General features: G+C 43.8%; 13 protein-coding genes. 8 read left to right on the top strand and 5 right to left on the bottom strand.

The window, feature by feature from the left end:
- The first annotated feature begins 63 nt into the window (after positions 1–63).
- Positions 64–867, top strand: coding sequence for an enoyl-ACP reductase FabI (locus AXE82_RS01630; RefSeq protein ID WP_062330582.1), 804 nt, complete (start codon positions 64–66; stop codon positions 865–867).
- Between the two features lie 186 nt (positions 868–1,053).
- On the top strand, positions 1,054–1,725 hold the full coding sequence (locus tag AXE82_RS01625) for a YoaK family protein (RefSeq protein WP_062330581.1): 672 nt from the start codon (positions 1,054–1,056) through the stop codon (positions 1,723–1,725).
- Between the two features lie 26 nt (positions 1,726–1,751).
- Here AXE82_RS01625 and AXE82_RS01620 read toward each other — a convergent pair whose 3' ends face one another.
- Positions 1,752–1,946, bottom strand: coding sequence for a hypothetical protein (locus AXE82_RS01620; protein WP_062330579.1), 195 nt, complete (start codon positions 1,944–1,946; stop codon positions 1,752–1,754).
- A gap of 392 nt (positions 1,947–2,338) precedes the next feature.
- Here AXE82_RS01620 and AXE82_RS01615 point away from each other — a divergent pair, with 392 nt between their 5' ends.
- The 3 genes from AXE82_RS01615 to recD are packed head-to-tail and all read left to right on the top strand — an operon-like array spanning position 2,339 to position 13,480.
- Entirely contained in the window at positions 2,339–6,922 is a 4,584-nt protein-coding gene (locus AXE82_RS01615) for an exodeoxyribonuclease V subunit gamma (RefSeq protein WP_062330577.1), read from the top strand.
- 25 nt (positions 6,923–6,947) lie between these two features.
- On the top strand, positions 6,948–11,489 hold the full coding sequence (locus AXE82_RS01610) for a UvrD-helicase domain-containing protein (protein ID WP_062330575.1): 4,542 nt from the start codon (positions 6,948–6,950) through the stop codon (positions 11,487–11,489).
- Between the two features lie 29 nt (positions 11,490–11,518).
- Positions 11,519–13,480: an exodeoxyribonuclease V subunit alpha gene (recD, locus tag AXE82_RS01605; RefSeq protein WP_062330573.1), complete on the top strand. Its 1,962-nt coding sequence runs from the start codon at positions 11,519–11,521 to the stop codon at positions 13,478–13,480.
- A gap of 102 nt (positions 13,481–13,582) precedes the next feature.
- On the opposite strand, the gene AXE82_RS01600 is transcribed toward recD, so the two are convergent.
- The 3 genes from AXE82_RS01600 to AXE82_RS01590 all read right to left on the bottom strand — a co-directional run bounded on the left by AXE82_RS01600 (position 13,583) and on the right by AXE82_RS01590 (position 16,092).
- The gene (locus AXE82_RS01600; protein ID WP_007115322.1) at positions 13,583–14,140 is read right to left on the bottom strand and encodes a hypoxanthine-guanine phosphoribosyltransferase; all 558 of its coding nucleotides are present in this window, start codon (positions 14,138–14,140) and stop codon (positions 13,583–13,585) included.
- Between the two features lie 80 nt (positions 14,141–14,220).
- Positions 14,221–14,892, bottom strand: coding sequence for a hypothetical protein (locus AXE82_RS01595; RefSeq protein ID WP_062330571.1), 672 nt, complete (start codon positions 14,890–14,892; stop codon positions 14,221–14,223).
- A gap of 12 nt (positions 14,893–14,904) precedes the next feature.
- The gene (locus AXE82_RS01590; protein WP_062330569.1) at positions 14,905–16,092 is read right to left on the bottom strand and encodes a cupin domain-containing protein; all 1,188 of its coding nucleotides are present in this window, start codon (positions 16,090–16,092) and stop codon (positions 14,905–14,907) included.
- 259 nt (positions 16,093–16,351) lie between these two features.
- On the opposite strand from AXE82_RS01590, the gene AXE82_RS01585 reads away from it, so the two are divergent.
- Positions 16,352–18,016, top strand: a complete 1,665-nt coding sequence (locus tag AXE82_RS01585; RefSeq protein WP_062330567.1) for a fatty acid--CoA ligase — start codon at positions 16,352–16,354, stop codon at positions 18,014–18,016.
- A 91-nt stretch (positions 18,017–18,107) separates the two neighbouring features.
- Here AXE82_RS01585 and AXE82_RS01580 read toward each other — a convergent pair whose 3' ends face one another.
- Positions 18,108–19,553: an FAD-dependent oxidoreductase gene (locus AXE82_RS01580; RefSeq protein WP_062330566.1), complete on the bottom strand. Its 1,446-nt coding sequence runs from the start codon at positions 19,551–19,553 to the stop codon at positions 18,108–18,110.
- Between the two features lie 499 nt (positions 19,554–20,052).
- Here AXE82_RS01580 and AXE82_RS01575 point away from each other — a divergent pair, with 499 nt between their 5' ends.
- Together AXE82_RS01575 and thiE are read left to right on the top strand one after the other, a co-directional pair.
- A complete protein-coding gene (locus AXE82_RS01575; protein WP_062330565.1) occupies positions 20,053–20,985 on the top strand; it encodes a hypothetical protein in 933 nt (310 codons plus the stop codon).
- 33 nt (positions 20,986–21,018) lie between these two features.
- Positions 21,019–21,681: a thiamine phosphate synthase gene (gene thiE / locus AXE82_RS01570; protein WP_197931417.1), complete on the top strand. Its 663-nt coding sequence runs from the start codon at positions 21,019–21,021 to the stop codon at positions 21,679–21,681.
- Positions 21,682–21,683 lie beyond the last annotated feature (2 nt).

Here is a 21,683-nt window from a genome sequence, read left to right as displayed (position 1 = left end):
AATTAACCCCTAATTTTGAGCTATTATAGTGCATATTCGTTCACTGAAAAATAAGGAAAAACCATGCTATTAACAGGGAAGCGTTTCGTTGTTACCGGTATCGCCAGTAAATTATCGATTGCTTGGGGTATCGCAGAAGCGTTACATCGTGAAGGCGCGAGTTTAATTTTGACCTATCCGAATGAAAAAATGAAAAAACGCGTGGATATGGCAGCCGAAACTTTTGGTGCAGAGAAGGTATTGGCGTGTGATGTGGCGTCAGATAGCGAAATCGAAGTGTGTTTTGCCCAAGTTGCTGCACACTGGCCAGATGGCATTGATGGGGTCGTGCATGCCATTGGTTTTGCCCCTGCCGATCAGCTAGATGGTGATTTTACCCAAGTGACCACCCGTGAGGGCTTTGCCATTGCCCATGATATTAGTAGCTACAGCTTTGTGGCGCTTGCTAAAGCCAGCCGTGAGTTGCTGGCAAAACGCCAAGGCTCGCTGTTAACCTTGACGTATGAAGGCAGTATCCATGTGTTGCCAAACTACAATGTCATGGGTCTAGCCAAAGCCAGTCTGGAAGCGAGTATTCGCTACCTTGCAAGCTCTCTGGGCAGCGATGGTATCCGTGTCAATGGGATTTCTGCAGGTCCAATTCGTACTTTGGCGGCCAGTGGCATCAAATCATTTCGTAAAATGCTCGACACCAACGCCAAAATGTCACCGCTACAGCGCAATGTCAATATTGAAGAAGTCGGCAATGCCGCGATGTTCTTGTTATCGCCTTGGGCATCTGGTATCACCGGCGAGATTTTATTTGTCGATGCTGGGTTTAATACCGTGGCACTCTCTGAACAAGTGATGATGCAGGTAGAAGACTAATTGTTAGGCGAGTAGTGGATAAAAGAGCGACCATGGTTGCTCTTTTTTTTACTTGCTGTTTTTTGCTTACTTTTTTTGCTTGATGTTTCGATAGGGATTGCAAAGCCGTCTGGTTAAGCTTACCATTTTTTGTCAGGCTTAACCTGTTTGGCAAGTCAGCTAAAGACTGATAAATGGCGGTATCTAATGATTAATAAATTACCCAAGTGGATTTTATGGGGTGGCTGCGTGCTGGCGTTTAATGCAGGGTGTATCAATAGCACCGCATTAGTCGGCTTCACCCATTTGTCCGCTTCGCATGTAACGGGCAATGTGACGCTATTTGCCACAGCATTGGCGGAACAGCACTACCAGCAGATGGCGATGGTTTGTATCGTGCTGTTATCGTTTTTATTTGGGGCAGTTATCAGTGGCTTTGTGGTGGGTAGTACGGCATTAAAAGAAGGTAAGCGCTATGGCAACGCTCTGTTAATTGAAGCAAGTTTATTAATCGTCAGTTTGATTTTATTTAGCTACCAGTCGTTTTGGGGGCAGGTGTTTGCCGCCATGGCTTGCGGCTTGCAAAATTCAATGGTCGCGACCTATAGCGGTGCGGTGATTCGTACCACCCATTTGACAGGATTGACCTCAGATATGGGCTCAGCCTTGGGTAATTGGCTGGCTGGCAGACCAATTAATAAAAAGATGTTCGTGTTTCAAGCGATGATATGGTATAGCTTTTGCGGGGGCGGGGTAGTAGGTGCTTTGGGCTATATCCACTACAAATACATGACATTGATGCTACCTATTGTGATTGTGTTATCGTCAGCGCTGGCTTATCAAGTATATTTATTAACCCGTAAAAAAACGGCTAAGTAGCAACTTAGCCGTTTTTTATCTTATTCTTATTCTTCATCTTCGAATTTTTTCGCCTCATGTAACATATCAAGTAGCGATTCATCAGAGCCCTTAGAGGTAGGCGTGCTCGCATTATCTTGGTTAATGTCGGTACGATTGATGCCTTCCATCGCTTCATTGGCAACATCAGATTGGGCATTGTCTAATTGAGATTTGTCGGTAGGGTTAGTGTTGTCAGTCATGGTCGTCTCCTTATTGTTTTCTCTTATACAGTTTTTTTCTTTTATATGTGTTTTCTGTTATACGTTAGACCTAATAAGCTTAATATTATAAGTAAACCAAATGGCTTACAACATTTAAAGATGAAACGTAACCAAAAATATACTCATGAGTGACGTAGGGATAAGTTTATCACTTTGTTAGCTATATATTACTTGCTTTGGATTGCATACTTTGTATTGCATAAAAGCTTAGTGAGTTACAGAGGTTGATAGATTGCAGGCGACATTGGGTGTCGTGACTGTGGCAATTCGGGCGATTTTTTCATTGAGCGGTGATGGTGAGGTGTTTTTTTGCTGTATAATTTTTTGAGCGACCCACTCACTATCTATAAAAATTTTCGAGTATTTACTGCATGCTAACGATTATACAAAGCAATAAAGTCGATAAGCTATTTGACCATTTGTTAAACGCCTACAAAAATCCCAGTTATCAAAGCTCAATTTTTGAGCCATTTCAGGTGATTGTGCCATCTAAAGTCATGGGGGAGTGGTTAAAAAAACAAGTCGCAGATAAGGCAGGCATCAGTACCTTAGTGACTACTGAATTTTGGGGTCGCTATTTTTTGGGACTGATGCAGCGGGTTTTAAGAACCTATGCGCGCATCTCGGAAGACGACGATATATTAGACGTGCCAGAAGTGGCAATGCTGTCCAAAAACGTTATGCAGTGGCAAATCTTTGGCTATTTAAACCAGTACCGACAAGCCATTGTTGAGCAGCCGCAACATCCGCTTTATCCATTTTTATCCCCGTTGGTTGAAGACAAAGAAGCAGATAGCCCAAATGCGACTGGTTTTGCACCTGATACACCCGCCACCATTTACAGTTTAAGCTGGGCGAATAACCAATCGCTACTGTCTAATGACGTGATTAGCCAATCTGCTGAATTGCAAACCCAAGATCAACGCATTTGGCAGCTAGCCAGTGATATGGCAAATATGCTCAATCGCTATATGACCTATCGTCCGCAGTGGCTTACTCATTGGGGGCAAGACAAGCCTGTGGCGGTGAGTGACATGATTGCCAAAAAAGATGCGCTGCATAACCGCTTAAACGGGCGGGATGCGTCCAACGCCATTGACACACCTGACTGGCTTGTTGAGCACTACGAACAGTTAGAAGCCGCTCAGCGATTTTTATGGCGACAGCTGTTTGATGATGACTACCAGTTTCGCGAGCAGCTCCATCAGCAGTTTTGGCAGGCATTAAACCATTCAGAGACCCGTATCCGCAACATCAGTCGTAGCAAATTACCAAAACACGTATTTTTATTTACTTTGCAGCAGTTACCACCGACAGAGTTACTGGACTTACAACGCTTAGGGGTACTTACCGACGTCACGATTTTACACTTTAACCCATCAGAGCAATTTTGGGCAGATATCGTCGATAAAAATTGGCTCATGCAGATGCAAATGGAAGACGATGCCAGCAAGCATGACGCTTGGTATCTAAAAGATTATGGTCATACCTTGTTGTCACGGTTTGGTAAACAGTCGCGTGAAGTGTTTGCCATGCTCGCAAGCTTATCGGGTAATGAATATGAACATGTACTGTGGCAAGATGATTTTGATAACACGCCGCCCAATACGTTACTGGAATTTATCCAACATGACATCTTAATGCTAGAAGAAGTCGCCACCACCGCCAAAATCAATGACATGCTTAAACTGGTGAAAGGTGAGGAAGCAAAGGCAGCAAAAGCAGCGAGTGAAGATAACCGCCAAAACCTCTTGCAGCAAACCCAGCTTTTACAGCAGCAGCTTGCCAATATTCAAAGTAATGGGCTTAAAGATATCGAATCTACGCTCGGTCTATACAAAGCCATCAAAGACAAACTCAAGCAAGAATCCAACAAGCAACTTGAAAACGTGGAAAAATGGCGACCCAAACCCCTTGATACCAGTATTGCCATTCATGTCTGTCATAGCATGGTGCGCCAGCTTGAAGTGCTACGCAGTATGATTATCGGGTGGCTAAATTATAGCGATATGCAAGCCACGCCAGCGCAGATTCCCACCGATCCTTGGGATAGACGAGCGTTGTCAGATATTTTGGTATTATTGCCCGACATCGAAACCCACCAAAACATCATCGAAGCCACGTTCCCCAAACATGTGGGCGGCGATGGCTATCAGTTGCCCGCCAAGGTGACAGGCGTGGTGGCAAAAGATATCAACCTGCTTTGGCAAGCGATTACAGGTTATTACACGCTGCTTAATCGGGCAGGCGCTCGGTTTCAGCGTAGCGAAGTATTTGATTGGTTAATGCTAGCGCCACTATATGAAAGCTTTGGGCTTAATTTGGAGCAGATGACCCGTGCTTGTGAATTGCTGACTCAGGCAGGATTTATTCGCGGGTTTGACGAGCGGCATTTGCAGCAAACCTTAAGTGCCGCCGATGATGATTATCGATACACCTTTGCTTATGCGCTTGAGCGCTTGGTCGCTGGCGTGATGATGCCCAAAGCCACGGTGGTCAGTTTTGGGGAGTATACCAATAGCTTTGGCGTGGTAGAGAAATTTGTACCACTGACAAACTTGACCATGGCAGATGCCGACATCGTCGCTGTGCTGTGTGATATTTATCAAACGTTGGATGACAATCGTCACTTAGGTAATGACGTCAAAACCCTGCCTGACTGGCTAACCCAAATCGAAAAGCTGATTCAGCAAAAATTTAGCCGATTTAATCAAACCAATGCGTGGCGCGCCATTTTTGCCGCACAAAATGACCTAAAAGAAAATATCGAAGCCAATAGCAAATACCTCGCTACGGTAACAAGCAAAACCGCAAAGAATCCCAACCCACCTACCGAGCCAGTGCAGCAAATTGACACCGAGAATTTGCCACTTAAACTCACTTTTGTACTCGAAAATATCGCCCAATCGATTATCAATCAGCAAGTAAGTGCCGAGCCGTCTGGCGTGATTACTTTTGCCCGTATCGGTTCAGTGCGCAGCTTGCCGTATAAGTTGGTGGTGATGCTCAATTTAAATTTATCTGAGTTTCCAAAGCAAGAACAGCAAAACCGTTATAATTTGATGCAGGCAGGGTTGCCGATTCGCGGTGACCGATTTCGAGAAGATGACGATTTAGGCGCGTTTTTGGACGCGCTGCTGTGCGCCAAGCAAGCCTGCTGGATATTTTATAATGGTAAAAGTACCACAGATACCCACGAGCATTTACCTGCCAGTCCCGTACAGGAATTACTCGACTTTTTGCAAAACCGAATGGCAAGTGATGACGCTATTGTTGATCCCAATAACGACCAAAATAGCCTAAGCAATGATTTTCAAAATCCCTCAAATTCCCAGTTAACCAACTTTGAACAATGGGTGAAAGCGTATTTGGTCACCCATCATGCCGCCTTGCCATTTGATAAAAGTTATTTTGAATTGCCGCCAACTGAACATAGCAGCGAGCATAAAGATAAAGGTATTCAAAGTCCTGAGCAAAGTCCCAAGCAAATTAATGACGAGGGGTTATCCGCTGATTTACAACAAACCACAGCCAGACTAAACCAGCAAATCAAGCTGTCAAAAACTGCCCTGTACCCACCTGCCAAAATTTGGCACAATCTTTATACAGCGCTGCAAGATAAAAACGCTACCTCCACTCAGCCAATCGTGCAAGTCTGGGATACAAAGCAGCTAACTAACTGGCTATCGCAGTGGCAACGACTAAAACAGCGTTTGTCCAACCTACCTGAACAGCCGCAGCAGCATTATGTCAACTTGAGCAAAATCGTTGGCAACCTAGCCGACCCTGCCAAAGCCTTTGTCAAAGCACAAAACATTGCTATCCCTGCCCAAGGTGACAATTATAGTGGTGGCAATGATAACGAGTTTGAATCGTTAACCTTGGATGCGTTAGATGGTTGGTTGTTGCGTAAATCTTTGTTAGATGCTTTTTTTGCCCAAGCCTTGTCCGATAAGGGCGATAATACCCATAATACTCACAATATTCATAACAACGAGATGAAACTGGCAGCAAACGCGCAAACATCAGTCGCTCAGCAATCAATCAACATCGCTATCAATGAGTTATTACCAGCCGGGGTGAACCGCTATCAATCGTTGCAGCAAAATCAGCAACAACTCAAAAAAGATTTGCAGGACTTTGTTCATCACTTAAAAACAATTAGCCAACAGCTCGAGGCTACTGAGACAAAGTTGTTAGGGAATTTTTATTCAGACAAATTTGGGGCTTTAAATGTACAAAACACCGATGAAGTCGTCCACTGGGTGGCAACGGCGTTAACCCCCTGTGAAGAGCAGCGAATCGCCATTAGCGCCTTGGCGCTGGATAAACAAGCGGGACTGATGGACAGTAAAGAAAGCTGGGTCATCACTGCCAACCTGCCATTATATAAACCGTATCAATCAATTGAAGATAAGGTTGCAGCAGCTGCCAATCCCAGCTATTGGTTAAATTATTTGCCAACCTCTGGCAAAGAAAAATACCTGTTGCAATTTTGGCTCCATCATTTATGTTGGCAAGTGCTGCGCCGCACCACGGCTCAACAAGCACAGCTGAATGATGGCTTTTCGCTGTGGCAGTTTAGCAATAAAAAAACCGTGTATCTACCTGCCATCCCTTGTGAGCAAGCCTGTGGTTATTTGCAGGATATTGTGATGGTGTATCAACTCATCGATAGTGTTGTAACCATTGTACCGCCCGCTTTTTGCCTGTCATTTTTACAAAAACAACAAAAGCAGCCAGAGGCACCAGCCAGCCAGCATCTAGGTGATTGGCTAAAAGACAGTAGTTTTAATTTTGTGGATGTGAACCAGTTTGATTATCCGATTTGGCAGCATTTAATTGGCGACTATAAACCATCGGTGGTTATTGGGTTTGCACAGACGTTGGGCGCGCTGATTTATGAGCCTATGTTATCTATGGTCAAAGAATTGCACCAACTCATTGAAGCATGACATGCATTTTTATCAAAGAAATCTTATGAAACACGATATTCATACCCCAAGCATAAAAGTAAGTAGTGAAACAAATATCGAGGCAAACATCGAAACAAATACTCAAACAAACATCGACGAAGCACGCATTAAAGAAGATGCTGAACCTTTACTACCTCCTGCGGTCACTTTGCCATTGACGGGGCGTCATTTGATTGAAGCCTCAGCAGGCACAGGCAAAACATGGACGTTGACGGGCGTGATGTTGCGACTAATCGTGCAAGCCGGGCAGCCGTGTGAAAAAATTATCGCCACGACCTTTACGCGAAGTGCCGCCGCCGAAATGCGCCAGCGGATTCGTGAGCGTTTGCAAGATTTTTATCAATTGCTGCAAATGATTAATCATTCTACATTTACACCGTTAAACGACAGCGATTTGGATAGCAGCAAAGCTATCGCCGTGCAAAAATATGCACATTTTATTGCGCAGGTACAAGCGCTTGCGGCACAAAAAAATTTACTGGGTAAGTACCAAGACCCTATCAATAAACACTTAATCGAGTGGGTCGCCAAACAAGTCTTTGGTTTGCCGGTAGATGTAACCCCAGCAGCAAGCGCAAAAGTAAGCACAAAAGCAAGCCCGAAAGCAAGCGTAAGCACCCCAAAGCCAGCCGCTGATGATAGTGAAAACACCCATAAGCCTGCCAAAAACACCGTCAATTTTCGTATCGCACTGCAGCGCACCACATTGGCGCTCAACCAGCTTGATCGCTTATTTGTCAGCACCCTCGATAGTTTGTGTCAAAAGTGGCTAAGAGAATACAGTAGCGAAACGGGGTTTTCTGCAGAGGTGCAAATCAGTAATGATGTTAGCGGCATCATCAAGGGTATGATTCATGACCAACTTAGGGCATTTATGGCGCAGGTCAATGCCAATATGCCTGAATTGTACCCGATGATGTTTGACAATAACGTGTTTTTACCGGTTGCTGATTACTACGAGGCGGTCAATCGTGCACTGAATTTTTATACCGCTGACATCGATACTGTACCATTGACAGCGTTCGATACTACCGCTATCAAGGCACTGATGCAGTCGATTGCAGATGATAATGATAGTGGGTTTGAGGCATATTTTGATAGTGACTTTCGTAAAGCACAAGGGTTTAGTGCTAGCAATAAACTTCATAAACACTTTAACGAAATTAAAAATCTGCAAAATTTACTCAGCACGGGTGACATTACCAATGTCTTTGCTATGTATAAGGTTGGCAATATAGTCAAGGTGCTAGATGGCATTGAAGATTTATACGTCAACGATAAAGGCTTTAATAGCAAAAAAGAACAGCAAAGCGCTACATTCAAATCCTTTGATATCGTAGACAACATTTGGCAGCTTATCCAACAAACGCAAGCCTTGCAAGACTACTTTAAACAAGTAAATTTTTACTTTACCCAGTTTATTAGCCGTTACGTGCGTACTCACCTACCAAAACGACTAGAATCACAGCGGCTAACGACCTTTGCCTTACAATTGGCGCGGTTAAATGATGCGTTATCAGGCAAAAAAGGTCAATCGTTAGCGCGTTATATTCGCCATCAGTATCCTATTGCCTTAATTGACGAATCGCAAGATATCAACACCGAACAAGCTTTACTGATTCAAAGGGTTTATTTACAAGACTTTGAGCCAGAGACAGCAGATAAAGCAGAAAAATCAAATGGAAAAAAATATCACACCCCATCGCAGTTTTTGCTGTTGGTAGGCGATCCCAAACAGGCAATTTATGGCTTTCGTGGCGGGGACGTACAAAATTACACCACGCTAAAAAAACTATTTCCGGAAAAGCCTAAGTCACTGAGCCAAAACCATCGCTCATCGGCAGCACTGATTGATAGCCTCAATCACTGGTATGGCGTTGGCAAGCAAGATATTGACCCAAATCAAGCCGACCAGCTGCCTACTGTCAACCAACAGCCGTATTTTATGGGGCGTGAAATTTATTATCGCAAAATCTCTGCCACGCGCCAAACCGCAGAGCTGGTTGCCGGTAATACAGCGGAAAATGAAGCTACTAGCTTACCTGCGTTCAATCATATTGCTATCGAATATAAAGCGCCCTATAGTCAGCAAGTGGTGGCAGTAGCCGAGAATGGCGCTACCTCAAATGACACCGCATCCCCGAATAACACTGACTCCTCGACTGACATCATCTCATCAAGTGATGAAAGAACGGTGGATTATGCCGATGCGATTGCCGCGCAAATTTTTGATTTATTTGATGATAGCAAGCCATTACGCTACCAAACTCGTGGCTTGACGCTGAGTGATATTTGTGTGTTGGCAGTCAAAAACAGTGAACTTCATACCATCGAGAAACGCTTACATCATCATGACATTGCGACGGTCAGAGGCGGTAATCAAAGTGTCTTTGGCGATAGCATGAGTGTTGATTTGATGACCTTACAAAGCGTGCTGTTGACGCCATTTAGCGAATCAAAATTAAAATCCTTGATGTTGTCTAGTTTTTTTCAGCTGACCCTTGAACAAATCAACCAGTTGTATGATGCGCTTAATCAAACTAACGCCCAAGCGGCGCAAGGACAAGCTCACTCTGATCCTCAAGCTCATCAAGCGTCAACAAACACCAGTTTGGCTGAGATTCAGCAATTGGTATTGACCGCCAGCGAATTGTGGCAGAAACACAGTTTTTTGGTGGCTATAGAGTGGCTGCTCAATCAACCGCTTACTTTACCCAGCCAAATCACACTCAATTTTTGGCAGCGCCTCGCCAAACATCCAAATGGCGAGCGATTGCTCATCGATCTGCGCCAGTTGTTAGATATTATCAGCGATCAGTTCAATGGACAGGTAGGCGAGCATCAACTGTTTGAGTGGTTCTGCGCCCAAGTGCAACAGCAGCCTAAAGAAGATTGGTCAACGCAGCAGCGCTTGCCATCTGATGAAGGGGTGCAACTGATGACGGTTCACGCCTCTAAAGGCTTGGAGTTTCCGATAGTATTTGTGGTTGGGTTTACCGGGGAGAGTAAAGCCAAGTTTTATGGTGCGCCGTTATATCTGTATGGTATACAAACCACCCATCAAGCAGCGCCCCAATTCACTCAAAAATTGACGCAAAACAATGATAACCCGCTATTAAGCCGCCGATTGACCGCGTTGCCCAGCCAAATAGCCGATAACAATCCAATCAATTCAATCAATTATGTCGCTATTGAAGACCAATCTGCCTACGAGGAACGATTGCGATTATTGTACGTTGCCCTTACCCGTGCAAAAGAACAAGTGTATCTTGTGACTGTCGCCAAAAAATCTGCAGTGAAAAATTCTGCTTTGGCGCCTTTTATGGACGATTTGGCAAAATTTGCTGTCAAAGAAACGTTGACTAAAACGACCCATATTATAGATTCAAATAGCCTAAGCAAATACTATGACTCAAAGCTAAAATTTACACCCAAAACAAATAGGCAAAATGAGCAAAACGCTACGGTCGCTAAGATTGATTACGATGAAATCATCAAAGTCATCACCATCGATACCTTTAAGGGATGGGCGAATACCAGTTTTACCGCATTGTCTCGTTATATTGACCATGCCAGCGTTGACACAGTGGTCAATGCCGAAGACAGGCAAGATGATGATATTTTGTCAGCGGCGCAAACTAACGTATTGACTATCGCCAATAACAGGCTATCGGGGGAGCCAAGTAACGAGGTCAACTCAATTAGATTTAACTTTGAAAAAGGCACAAACCCAGGGACTTTTTTACATAGTATCTTAGAAGACATCGCCAATAACTACAATGAAACCCCTGAGTTGGCGGTTCCACAGCAAGATGCCAGAGCAGACAAGTTAAAACGCTGGTCAGTCATGGTGGATCGCACGTTAAGACGCTACCAAATGCCGAGCAATTATTTTTCTACAAAAGAAAGTAGTGCAGGGCAGTATGGCAACTGGCATGATATCAACATCGATGATTTGCAGCCGGATTATATCGCGTTGGTGGATTGGCTAGATGACATCATCCATACGCCGTTAGCCGCTTCGGCAGTCCCGCTGGTCAATATCAAACACAACCAAAAAGTTGCTGAATTAGGGTTTAATTTACGCTTAAACCAGCATTTGTCATTTAGCGACTTAAACGCGTTGTTTCACCAATTTGATATCCCACTACAATTGCAAAGCCAAGAAGTCAACACCATGGTTTGGCAGTATCTTAAAGGGGAGATTGACTTGGTGTATCAGCACGGCACACAGTTTTTTATCGTCGATTATAAAAGCAATTATCTTGGCAATGATTTCGACAGTTATAACCCAGCGGCATTATATGATGCGATGACCACGCATAGTTATTGGTTGCAAGCAAGCATCTACCAAGTAGCGCTGCATCGCTATCTCAAGCTGCGACTACCCAATTATGATATCAATACCCATTTGGGTGCGGTCGAATATGCCTTTTTACGCGGCATGTCACCCAAGCATGCTACCCGTGGCAAGCTAGTAAAACAGTTTGATAGTGCCTTTATCTTGGCACTCGATGATATGTTCGGCTATCCCAATGGCAATTAAAATTAACCATCACGCATAAAGAATTTATTATGAAAACAAATACGACTGAGCCAACCGCTATAATTGAAGAAACTGCCAAATTAACCCAATTAGCCAGTTTTATTCAATACCGCAAGCAGCAAAAATCACAGTTAACTAACACAGAAACCAATAAAAATAGCCTAAGCAAAGAAACTCAAAATAACGATGAAGAAGCAAAAGAAAAACCGAAAATCTTGCAAATTTTTGATGAGCTCAATAACCAACTATCAGAAGGTCATACCGTATACGAGATGACAGTCAACAATGAGGAAGAAAAATCACTCATTGCAGCGTTGACGACCAATAACTGGGCAAGCGTAATAGGCGCGAAGGGGGATGAGTTATACAACCATGACACCAATACACCTATCATTATTCAAAAGCTCACCCAACCAGATGATGAAGTTTCTGCAACAGAAAATAAATACCTGGTCTGGCTACATCGGCAATGGCATGCAGAACAATCGTTAGCCAAGCAGTTGATGAAAATTGCCCATAGAAAAGTGGCGGCGTTTAGTGGTATATCATCATCACAGGACATCGATAATGGTTTGGCGCCCAATGCGATGCAGCAACTCGCCATCGACAAGTCGAGTCAACACGCACTGAGTATTATTATCGGTGGACCTGGCACCGGTAAAACTTTTACCGTGGCTAAACTGGTAACCACGCTGCAAAAGGGGCATGAGCATAAAAGAAAACAGGACCCTAATTTACCGCCTTTATCTATCACCTTGACGGCACCCACAGGGAAGGCGGCGCAGCGTATGCAACAATCTTTGCAAAAAAGTTTGCAGGATGAAGAAATCACTTTGGACAATGCAAAAACCTTACATCGGCTGTTGGGTATTGGTCGTGATGGCATACCACGCTATCACGCCAAAAATCCATTACCCGATGATTTGATTATTGTAGATGAAGCGTCCATGCTAGGGCTTGAGCTTGCCAGTCAGTTGGTTGATGCTATCAAACCCACGGGTCGGCTGATTTTGTTGGGTGATGCCAATCAGCTGGCGGCAGTAGATGCGGGGTCGGTTCTATCAGACTTATGTGCGGTGAAGCGTTTGCAGCCTTATATCACTGAGTTGACGGAGTCAAAACGCTTTGATTCAAATTCAGTTGTCGGTCAGTTTGCGCTCGCCATTCAGCAAAATTTGCCTGCACCTAAAAAAATAAAACTCATCCAGCGATTATTACAACCCATTGATTTACAAGCAATTAAGCCGTCTCAAAGTGAAAATACAACCGACTTGGTTGCTAAAAAACAGCAAACAAAGCAGCAAACAGCCCATATTCCTTTTTACCAAATTGATGCGTCTTCGAGTTTGCCTGCTGTTTTCAACCAATTAGCGAAACCTTACCATCCATTTTTTGCGCTTATGCAGCAATGGTACAGCCAGCCCGTCAATATTTTTGAAGCAGATAATCGAAAAGAATTGTTTGAGGTATTTGATAGTTACCGCATTCTGTGTGCAGGTCATCAAGGACAATTGGGCACCCAATCAATCAACCAAAAGATGAGCCTAGCTTTTACCGAGTTTTCCAAAATTACGCGAACCAAAGCTTACTTTTATCACGGTTTACCGATTATCATCCAAAACAATGATTATCAGTTGGGGTTATTCAATGGCGATATTGCGATTTGTCTGTTGTACCAAGGGCAGTTATACGCGTGTTTTGCAGAAAAAGTGATACCCATTCAGCGATTGAGCCGTGAAAGTTGTGACTATGCATATGCGATGACCATTCATAAGTCACAAGGCTCAGAGTTTCATACGGTCGCCATTTGTATTGATAAAGCGCATACAAGGCTACTAAGCCAAGCGCTGATTTATACAGCGGTGACGCGCAGTAAATCCGCCTTATCCATATATAGCGCTAAAGAAAATTTTGAGTTAGCTGTGACGCAAAAAGCGGTGCGACAAACTGGCTTACAACTACAATTTGATCATCTTAACAACACGCCATAAAAGATAGGTCATAAAAAGAGACATTATAAAAAGATATCTTCTAAAAAAACACGCCATAAAAAAAGGTATCCAACGATACCTTTTTATTTATGACAAGCAGTTTTACACATTTTTTAACGCATAAATCCCTGGCATATGGCGTAGATACCCGTGATAGTCCATACCGCAGCCATACACATAGCGATCCGCCACATCTAGACCGACAAAATCGACTTTAAACTCTTGTACTTTTCGGTCATGGAGTTTATTTAGTAGCACACAGGTGCGGATAGATTTTGGATTTTCTTTTGCCAGCTCGTCCACCACCGCTTTTAGGGTAATGCCTTCATCAAAAATATCATCAATCAATAAAATATCTTCACCCGCCAAATCAATTTCAGGTTTGAATTTCCATTCAAGTTCATTGGTGCCTTGGTTGTTGCGATAGCGGGTAGCATGGATATAGTACATACGATGATAAAAAGTAAACTGGGTAAGTAGTTGACCTGCTGGAATCAACCCACCATTCATCACCACCATCACAATGGGATTTTGACCTGCATAGTGCAGGTTGACACTGGCTGCCAAACGCTCGTAAGCACTACTCACTTCAAAGCTACTGATAAGACATTCAGAATTGCGTAGCGCTTCTTCGATTTGCTGATTGCTAAGTTGATTCATGCTGGACCTATTAATTTAAAAAAATAAGTGGGCTATTGTAACGCAGTTTTAGCCAATTGAATAATAACGGTTAGCAATACCTAATTGTTAAATATTAACGCTTGGTAATGTTTGGTAAAACGTTCAAGCGATTCTTGTGGCATTTGTGGGATTAAACGGCGTAGCGCGATATCAATGACTTTGACGATGATGCCATCGGTCACTGGAATCGCCGCGCGTTTGAGCATATTTAAATTGAGTGTTTTGGTAAAATCAACCAAAAAATGCTGCAAACAGGCTTTGGTTAGCTCGCTAAATAAGCGAATCAAATTTTGCTGCTCTTCAAGCCCTTTACCCGCTTGGACGTTTTGTATGGTAGTCAGTAAACTCTTTGCCAGCTCGTCAGTGAGTGGCACTGAGATACGACGTTCACCCGATTGGGTATTTTTTAACACTTTTTGGTCAAAAAAATCGAAGCTAGGTAACACATCTTCATTTTTTGTAGGGCTTAATAGTGTGTTAATGAGTTTATCGCTAGTTGCTTCAATGGTTGCTGCGGTTTTAATCAAATGCGCTTTTCGTTCTGAATCATCGGGTAGCGATTCGATTAATTTAATCAGTAGCGCATCCATCAGCTCTTTACTGGTCAACTGGGTGATTTTATCGCGATAAACATCATAACGTTCGCTGCTTTTGCTACCAATCAGCTCATACGCCTTATCAATGGTAGCGCTCAATTCTACGGAAGGGGTAAACCCAAAATAATAGCTCATAATATTTTTTCGTTATCCAATGATTTCTTCAGGGTAATCAATCACTACCCAGCCATTTTCTATCCAGTCACAAATTATATCAGTTTCGACATCAGCTGCTTGCAAAATTTGCTCATCGACGGATTCGCCATTGGCGAGCCGAATGAGGAGTGTTTGCGCGTTAGCGGGCATATCATCCGAATCAATAACACAGCCATTGACATAAATTTTTGCTTGAGTTTGTGAATCCGCTTGGGTTTGGGTAAAGATAATGCGGCTAGACATATCTTGCCTGATGACCGCACCCGCTGCCAAGGCGCTTTGTATCTCATCAATATCGGCATACGTGTCAGGGAGCATCAGCTCATATTGCCGTTTGCTTACCGTTTCGCTAATCGCTTGAGTGATTATTTCATCGCCAAGTTCAGAGTTTAGTAGCGCTATCAGCTGCGCTTTGATATCTTGAATGCTGGCTATCGACAGCTCGCCTGCAACTGCGGGGGGTTGGTTGATTTTGAGGGGAATGGCTAAATCATCAAAATGGGTAGCGACATCCGCCAAACTATCGAGCAGCTGTAAAGGAGTAGGGCGCCTAAAGCCAAAGGAAAAAGTCAAACAATCCTCAACGGCGACCCCGTAATGGGAGAGATTGGTCGGCACATATAGCACATCGCCTGGCTCAAGCACCTCATCAAATATCAGCTCGCCCATCTCATTCATCAAACGAATCGGTTGACCTGCTTCAAATTGGGTGGTTTGGTCGCAATATTTGCCCAATTGCCAATGGCGTTTGCCGTACCCTTGCGCCAAAAAGACATCGTAATTGTCATAATGCTTGCCAACGCTGCCACCTGATGGTGCATACGACACCATGATGTCATCACGTTGCCACTGCGCAATAAAATCAAACGCATGCCATAGGTTGCCAAGCGCTGGCGACCATTGTTCCATATTTTGCACCAGCACTGTCCAATGTTTTGGCAGTTTTTGAAAATCTTTGGCGGTAAGAGGGCTGGTTTTAAGTGACCATTGCTGGTTATTTTCACTGATGAGTCGGGCAGTGGCGTCTTCATCTTGGGCAAGACCGATGATATCGTCTGGCTCAAACATGCCCACCAATTGCGGCAAGCCCTGCTTGATTAGCAGTGGTTTTTTTTGCCAGTACTCGCTCAAAAATTGTTCGGGGCTGATATCGCTAGGCAAACAAAAATGCTGGGTCATATTTTTTCGTTCAGTGGGGATATGTAACGCGCATTATAGCAAAGGCAGTCTATCAAAACCCTATAATAAAATTTTTTTCACCAAAGTGTAAAAAAGGCGTAAAAATATGAAACATATTGAACTGGAAAGTTTCATATTTTTGGTTGTATTGGCTGTACCGCTCGTATATAGTCAATATTCACAAGGAAGTAATCACAGCAAAGTTAGGCGAGCAATATTTGATTGACTCGTTGGTTATACCACAACAAAGGAATGTTCTATGACAGCTATTTTAAATCAACACGAAAACTACCTACAAGCCGACCAAGCTTATGGTTTTCCCTTGCTTATCAAAAATTTATTGTCTCGCGCCAAAGTGGTTTCTGGTGACAAAAAAATCCATTACGCCGACAAAACCAGTTACACCTATCATGAGTTTTTCAAACGTGTCAATCGCTTAGCCAATGTCTTAAAAGGCTTAAATCTACAAAAAGGCGATGTGGTTGCAGTCATGGATTGGGATACACACCGTTATTTGGAGTGTTATTTTGCCATCCCGATGTGTGGCTATATCTTGCAAACCGTCAATGTGCGTTTGTCAGAAGACAAAGTGCTATATACCATCAATCATGCCAAACCAAAAGCGCTACTGTTAAATTCAGAATTTTCGCCGATGATCAAAAGCCATACCCAAGATGCGCCATCAATCGAGCATGTGATTTGGTTGGATGATAACAACATGCCAATGCCCCCATACGCCCAAGGCGAATATGAAGCCATGCTCGCACAAGCCAGCGATGAGTACGAGTTTGAAGATTTTGATGAAAATACCATTGCCACAACCTTCTATACCAGCGGTACAACAGGCAATCCCAAAGGCGTATTTTTTAGCCATCGTCAAATCGTCCTGCATACGCTCGTTGTCGCAATTGGCTGTGCGCTGAATGTCGAAGGTCAAGGGGTGCGCTATTCAGATGTCTATATGCCAATGACACCGATGTTTCATGTGCATGCTTGGGGGTTTCCATTTGTCGCAACCATGCTAGGGCTGGAGCAAATCTATCCAGGTCGCTATGTGCCTTCCACCATGGTTGACTTGGTAAAAAAACACAAAGTCACCACCACCCATGGCGTGCCAACGATTTTGCAAATGCTACTGGGTGAAATCAACAAACGCCAAGAAAAATTCAACGGCTTAAAAATGGTCGTCGGTGGCTCTAAACTCAATCAAGGACTTGCCAAAATGGCTGTAGCCAGCGGCATCGAAGTGTCTACGGGTTATGGTATGTCAGAGACTTGTCCGATTATCAGCATTGTCAGCTTTGATGAAACATTCCAACACATGAGCGAAGAACAACAAATTGAGCATCGCTGCTTGTCTGGCTCACCGGTGCCATTGGTCGATTTGCAAATCTGGCATAACGGCAAACGTATGCCAAACGATGGCACATCCACAGGCGAAATCGTGGTGCGTTCACCTTGGTTGACGCAGAGTTACTACAAAAATCAGGACGCAGGCAACGAGCTGTGGGAGGGCGGTTATCTGCACACCCAAGACATCGGTTGGATGGACGCAAAAGGCAATGTCAAAATCACCGACCGGCTAAAAGATGTCATCAAATCGGGGGGCGAATGGATATCTTCGCTTGAAGTAGAAACCATCATGTCATTACACCCAAGCGTTGCCGACATTGCTGTGATTGCGATTCCTGATGCGCGCTGGGGTGAGCGTCCGATGGCATTGATTGTGCTCAAACCCGATCATCAAGACACCAAAGCTGAAGACATCATCGCGATTGCGCAGCAAGCGTATGAGCGCGGTCATTTGCCAAAATATGGTATTCCGCAGGATGTGAAATTCATCGCTGAATTGCCAAAAACCAGCGTGGGTAAAATTGATAAAAAAGTCATCCGCGATCAATACGCCCAAGGGTTATTTGCTTAGACTATTTTTCTCAATGTTGACAGGATAAAAACAGCGTAAAAGTAAAAAAAGGTAGAATTTTTTCTACCTTTTTTATCAAGCCAGCAATCCATCAAACCATTAACCGTTGATTGACCTTTGCCATCGGTAACGGATACTGTCGGGCTTTGGCAATATCGCGTGCCACTATATTGACCTCATTGACATCAATTTTGTGCCAGTTGGGACGCTTGCAAGCAGATTTTTCTATCAAATTGGCGTCAACTAGCGCATCCATGACTTTATCCGCCACATCTAGGGTAGAATTGGCTTTCACATTTTCTGCCACCGCATAACGCAGCTTGGCAAACACCTGCAAATCCGCGACGCGCACAGTAATATCATCACTTGGTACTTGCTGCCCACCATATAGTGCATTATCTCCCGCTTGTGCAGTTCGAAAACTTGGCAAAAATTCACTGACATAATCTATGGCGTTTTGCGTGCGCTGTTTTAGTGCGTTTGGCTCCCAGCCGTTTTCAATATAACTTAGATATTGCGGATTAATAGGCGGTTGGCTGCTTTGTTGTGTGGCTTCGGTCAAACCATCATTAAATAAGGTGATGTTTTCGGTCATGCCATGCAGCTGAAAAAACCCGTCTGGATAAGGGGTAAACTGCGCCATGCCATTGGGGGTGCCACGCTCACCATGAAAAATAATCTCAGGCAAACGCCCCTTATAATCACGCCATTCACTGATATAAGAAGCTTTAAATTCTACCATGCGCTTGATATGCACGCCTGCTTTGTCATCAATAATACCGGTTCTAAACCCGCAAGCATTGACCACAAAATCAGCATAGATATGCTGCAGCTTGCCATGCTCATCGGTAAAAGACACTTGCCAGCCATCGCTATGACGTTTTAAATCATCCACTTGGGCATTTAGATGTACTTGAGCGCGCTGTAGGCGCTGCAATTGTAAAAAAGCACTGGCAGAGAGTCTAAAAATATTCCAGCCGAATTCTTGCACCGCAATGATGGGATATTGCAGTTTTTCCAAATCCATCACTTTAAGAGCCGCCACAACCCACTCATCCGTGGTGGTCGGAATGTCTTTAGCTGCTAATTGAATCAGCTGTTGAATTTGCGGCTTGTCATACACTCGGTAATAATCTTGAACTTTGCCCAACACTTGGTTGCTAGGGTCAGCATCAACCAATGATTGATAGTAAGCCGTTAACATATCAAGACGTGGCAGTAAGTCAGTGGCGGTATTGTTATCGCGTTTTGGCACCGTGATGAGGGTGGGGCGCACATCGATACTCTCTGGATACAACTTGGCAATATCAATACATTGACGCATCAACATGCGGCAATCTTCATCACTGATTTCGCGGTACAGATTGCCACCTGCATGCAGATGACACATGGGCGGGGCGTTGATAAGGCTGGCATTTTTTTCAATCAGATGCACATGGATGCCCGCCATTGCCAGCCGTATAGCAATCGTAGAACCTGCTGAACCACCGCCAATCACTGCTACAGTCGGTGATTGCGTACTTGAATTAACGTACATAATTTTGCCCTTATGCGTTGCCCAAAATGAAGAAATAAATTGTAGCGGAAAATTATCTAGTTACTGTGACATTTATGCAGTCATTGTCGCTTTTGTTGTTAATGAATTTTACCTCATATTATATTTATATTAGCGTGAGTCGCTGATTATTGAAAAGCTCAACCATTTATTAGCCAGCAAAGGCTATATTAAAAACAGATACGTTAAAAAGGGCATGCTTATTTTTTATGATAAATACAGTCGCTGCCAAAACAGTTTAAAGTGGTAACATACACAGCGAAAGCGAGTTAGCCATAAATTATTTAACATAATATACATTATGCGAAATAAAAGCTATAGGCGTCAAAAACGAGATGTATGGCACAGTGATTAATTTAATGATGAAATGACAATTAGCAGCAAAACCATTTGCATTTATCAATCAATAATGAGTAGTATGCTCACTCAATTATTTATTTATCGTTTGTTTGTTTATCATTAAAATCGCCAAGGATTTATCATGATTGGATTTATTGCCCGTCACAGTACGATTTTTATGCCATTGTTTGGTGTGATTGGATTTATATTTCCTGACTTGTCGCATTTTGTCCTTGGGCTGCTGCCGCAGATTTTATTTTTCTTGATGTTTTTTACTTTGTTGGGCATTGACCAAACCCAGCTAATTAGACGCATGACGACCCAATACGTTTGGGGTTTTGCTATATTCCAAAGTGCGCTGATGAGCTTAGGTATGACCTTGATTGCTTATTTGCTAGGTGTCCGCGGTGATTTGTTATTGGCTATCGCGGGTCTGTCAGCCACCGCGCCGCTATTTGGTACGGGCGCTATTGTGAATGCAGTTGGTTTTGATGCACTGCTAGCCATGGCAAAAACCATCACAGCCACGTTGGTCATGCCGGTGAGCTTACTGGTGATATTGTGGTTACTTGGCAGCAAGGACGCCCATTTAGACTTTGTCCTGTATATTAAGCGGTTGTTGATTTACATTATCGCTCCCATGATTTTGGCGGTCGCGGCACGGCAATACATTCCCCGTGATACGCTCAATACTTATTATCCAAAAATTGCCAAGTTTAACATTATTCTACTGATGATGTTTCCGCTTGGATTGATGTCGGGCTTTAGACATACCTTTGACACCAATCCCATGCAGGCGTTAAGCTTGTTTGGTTTGGGCACTGCCTTATCGTTAGTATTTTACTTTTCTGCTTATTTTTTATACCGCCGCTTTGGCTATGAAAATGCCATTATCTCTGCGCTGGCTTGCGGTGGCCGCAATGTGTTATTGGCGTATACCATCACCACGCCGTTTATGGGTGCGATGTTTTTACCGCTGATTGGCGCGTACCAGTTGCCTTCATTTTGCTTGCCATTGTTGGGTAAAAAAATGGTCAAATGGCATACTATCGACAGCCAAGCCAGCCTAAAATAATGCTGATGTTTAATATGATATGGGAAGTCAAACATGATGCATAACCGTGCTGATTATCGGCTATATTTGGTCACAGATCGCAATTGTCTGCAACAGCAAACGCTTGAACAAGCTGTTGAACAAGCGATATTGGGCGGCGTGACATTGGTGCAGCTTCGAGAAAAAGCGATTGCTAGCAAAGAGTTCTATGAGCGCGCGCTGCGTATCAAAGCGATTTGCCACCACTATAACGTGCCATTACTGATTAATGACCGTGTCGATATAGCTCTCGCAGTTGTGGCAGATGGGGTGCATATCGGTCAAAGTGATTTGCCGTGTGGCGTGGTTCGGCAAATTTTAGGCAAAGATAAAATCATTGGGGTTTCCGCGCGCACCGCCCAGCAAGCCATCCAAGCGCAAGCAGACGGCGCAGACTATCTGGGCGTTGGCGCGATGTTTGCCACATCCACCAAACAAGATGCCCAAACAGTTACCATAGCGAGCTTAACGCAAATACGGCAAGCGGTAACGCTTCCGATTGTCGCCATTGGTGGTATCAATCACACCACCCTGCCCGCCTTACAACAAGCACTGCAAGCTGCCGAAACGTCCACTGATGGTGTGATTGACGGCGTGGCAGTCGTTTCTGCAATTTTGGGGCAAAAAGATGTCAAACTCGCCAGTGAACAGCTTAAAAAAATGATAAAAATCAAATAAAT

It is taken from the genome of Moraxella osloensis, assembly GCF_001553955.1.
Classification (GTDB): domain Bacteria; phylum Pseudomonadota; class Gammaproteobacteria; order Pseudomonadales; family Moraxellaceae; genus Faucicola; species Faucicola osloensis.
This window is presented reverse-complemented; position numbering and strand designations above follow the sequence as displayed.

Coding starts and splice junctions, on each gene's coding strand:
- AXE82_RS01630 (WP_062330582.1), top strand. CDS start 64: ATGCTATTAACAGGGAAGCGTTTCGTTGTTACCGGTATCGCCAGTAAA.
- AXE82_RS01625 (WP_062330581.1), top strand. CDS start 1,054: ATGATTAATAAATTACCCAAGTGGATTTTATGGGGTGGCTGCGTGCTG.
- AXE82_RS01620 (WP_062330579.1), bottom strand. CDS start 1,946: ATGACTGACAACACTAACCCTACCGACAAATCTCAATTAGACAATGCC.
- AXE82_RS01615 (WP_062330577.1), top strand. CDS start 2,339: ATGCTAACGATTATACAAAGCAATAAAGTCGATAAGCTATTTGACCAT.
- AXE82_RS01610 (WP_062330575.1), top strand. CDS start 6,948: ATGAAACACGATATTCATACCCCAAGCATAAAAGTAAGTAGTGAAACA.
- recD (WP_062330573.1), top strand. CDS start 11,519: ATGAAAACAAATACGACTGAGCCAACCGCTATAATTGAAGAAACTGCC.
- AXE82_RS01600 (WP_007115322.1), bottom strand. CDS start 14,140: ATGAATCAACTTAGCAATCAGCAAATCGAAGAAGCGCTACGCAATTCT.
- AXE82_RS01595 (WP_062330571.1), bottom strand. CDS start 14,892: ATGAGCTATTATTTTGGGTTTACCCCTTCCGTAGAATTGAGCGCTACC.
- AXE82_RS01590 (WP_062330569.1), bottom strand. CDS start 16,092: ATGACCCAGCATTTTTGTTTGCCTAGCGATATCAGCCCCGAACAATTT.
- AXE82_RS01585 (WP_062330567.1), top strand. CDS start 16,352: ATGACAGCTATTTTAAATCAACACGAAAACTACCTACAAGCCGACCAA.
- AXE82_RS01580 (WP_062330566.1), bottom strand. CDS start 19,553: ATGTACGTTAATTCAAGTACGCAATCACCGACTGTAGCAGTGATTGGC.
- AXE82_RS01575 (WP_062330565.1), top strand. CDS start 20,053: ATGATTGGATTTATTGCCCGTCACAGTACGATTTTTATGCCATTGTTT.
- thiE (WP_197931417.1), top strand. CDS start 21,019: ATGATGCATAACCGTGCTGATTATCGGCTATATTTGGTCACAGATCGC.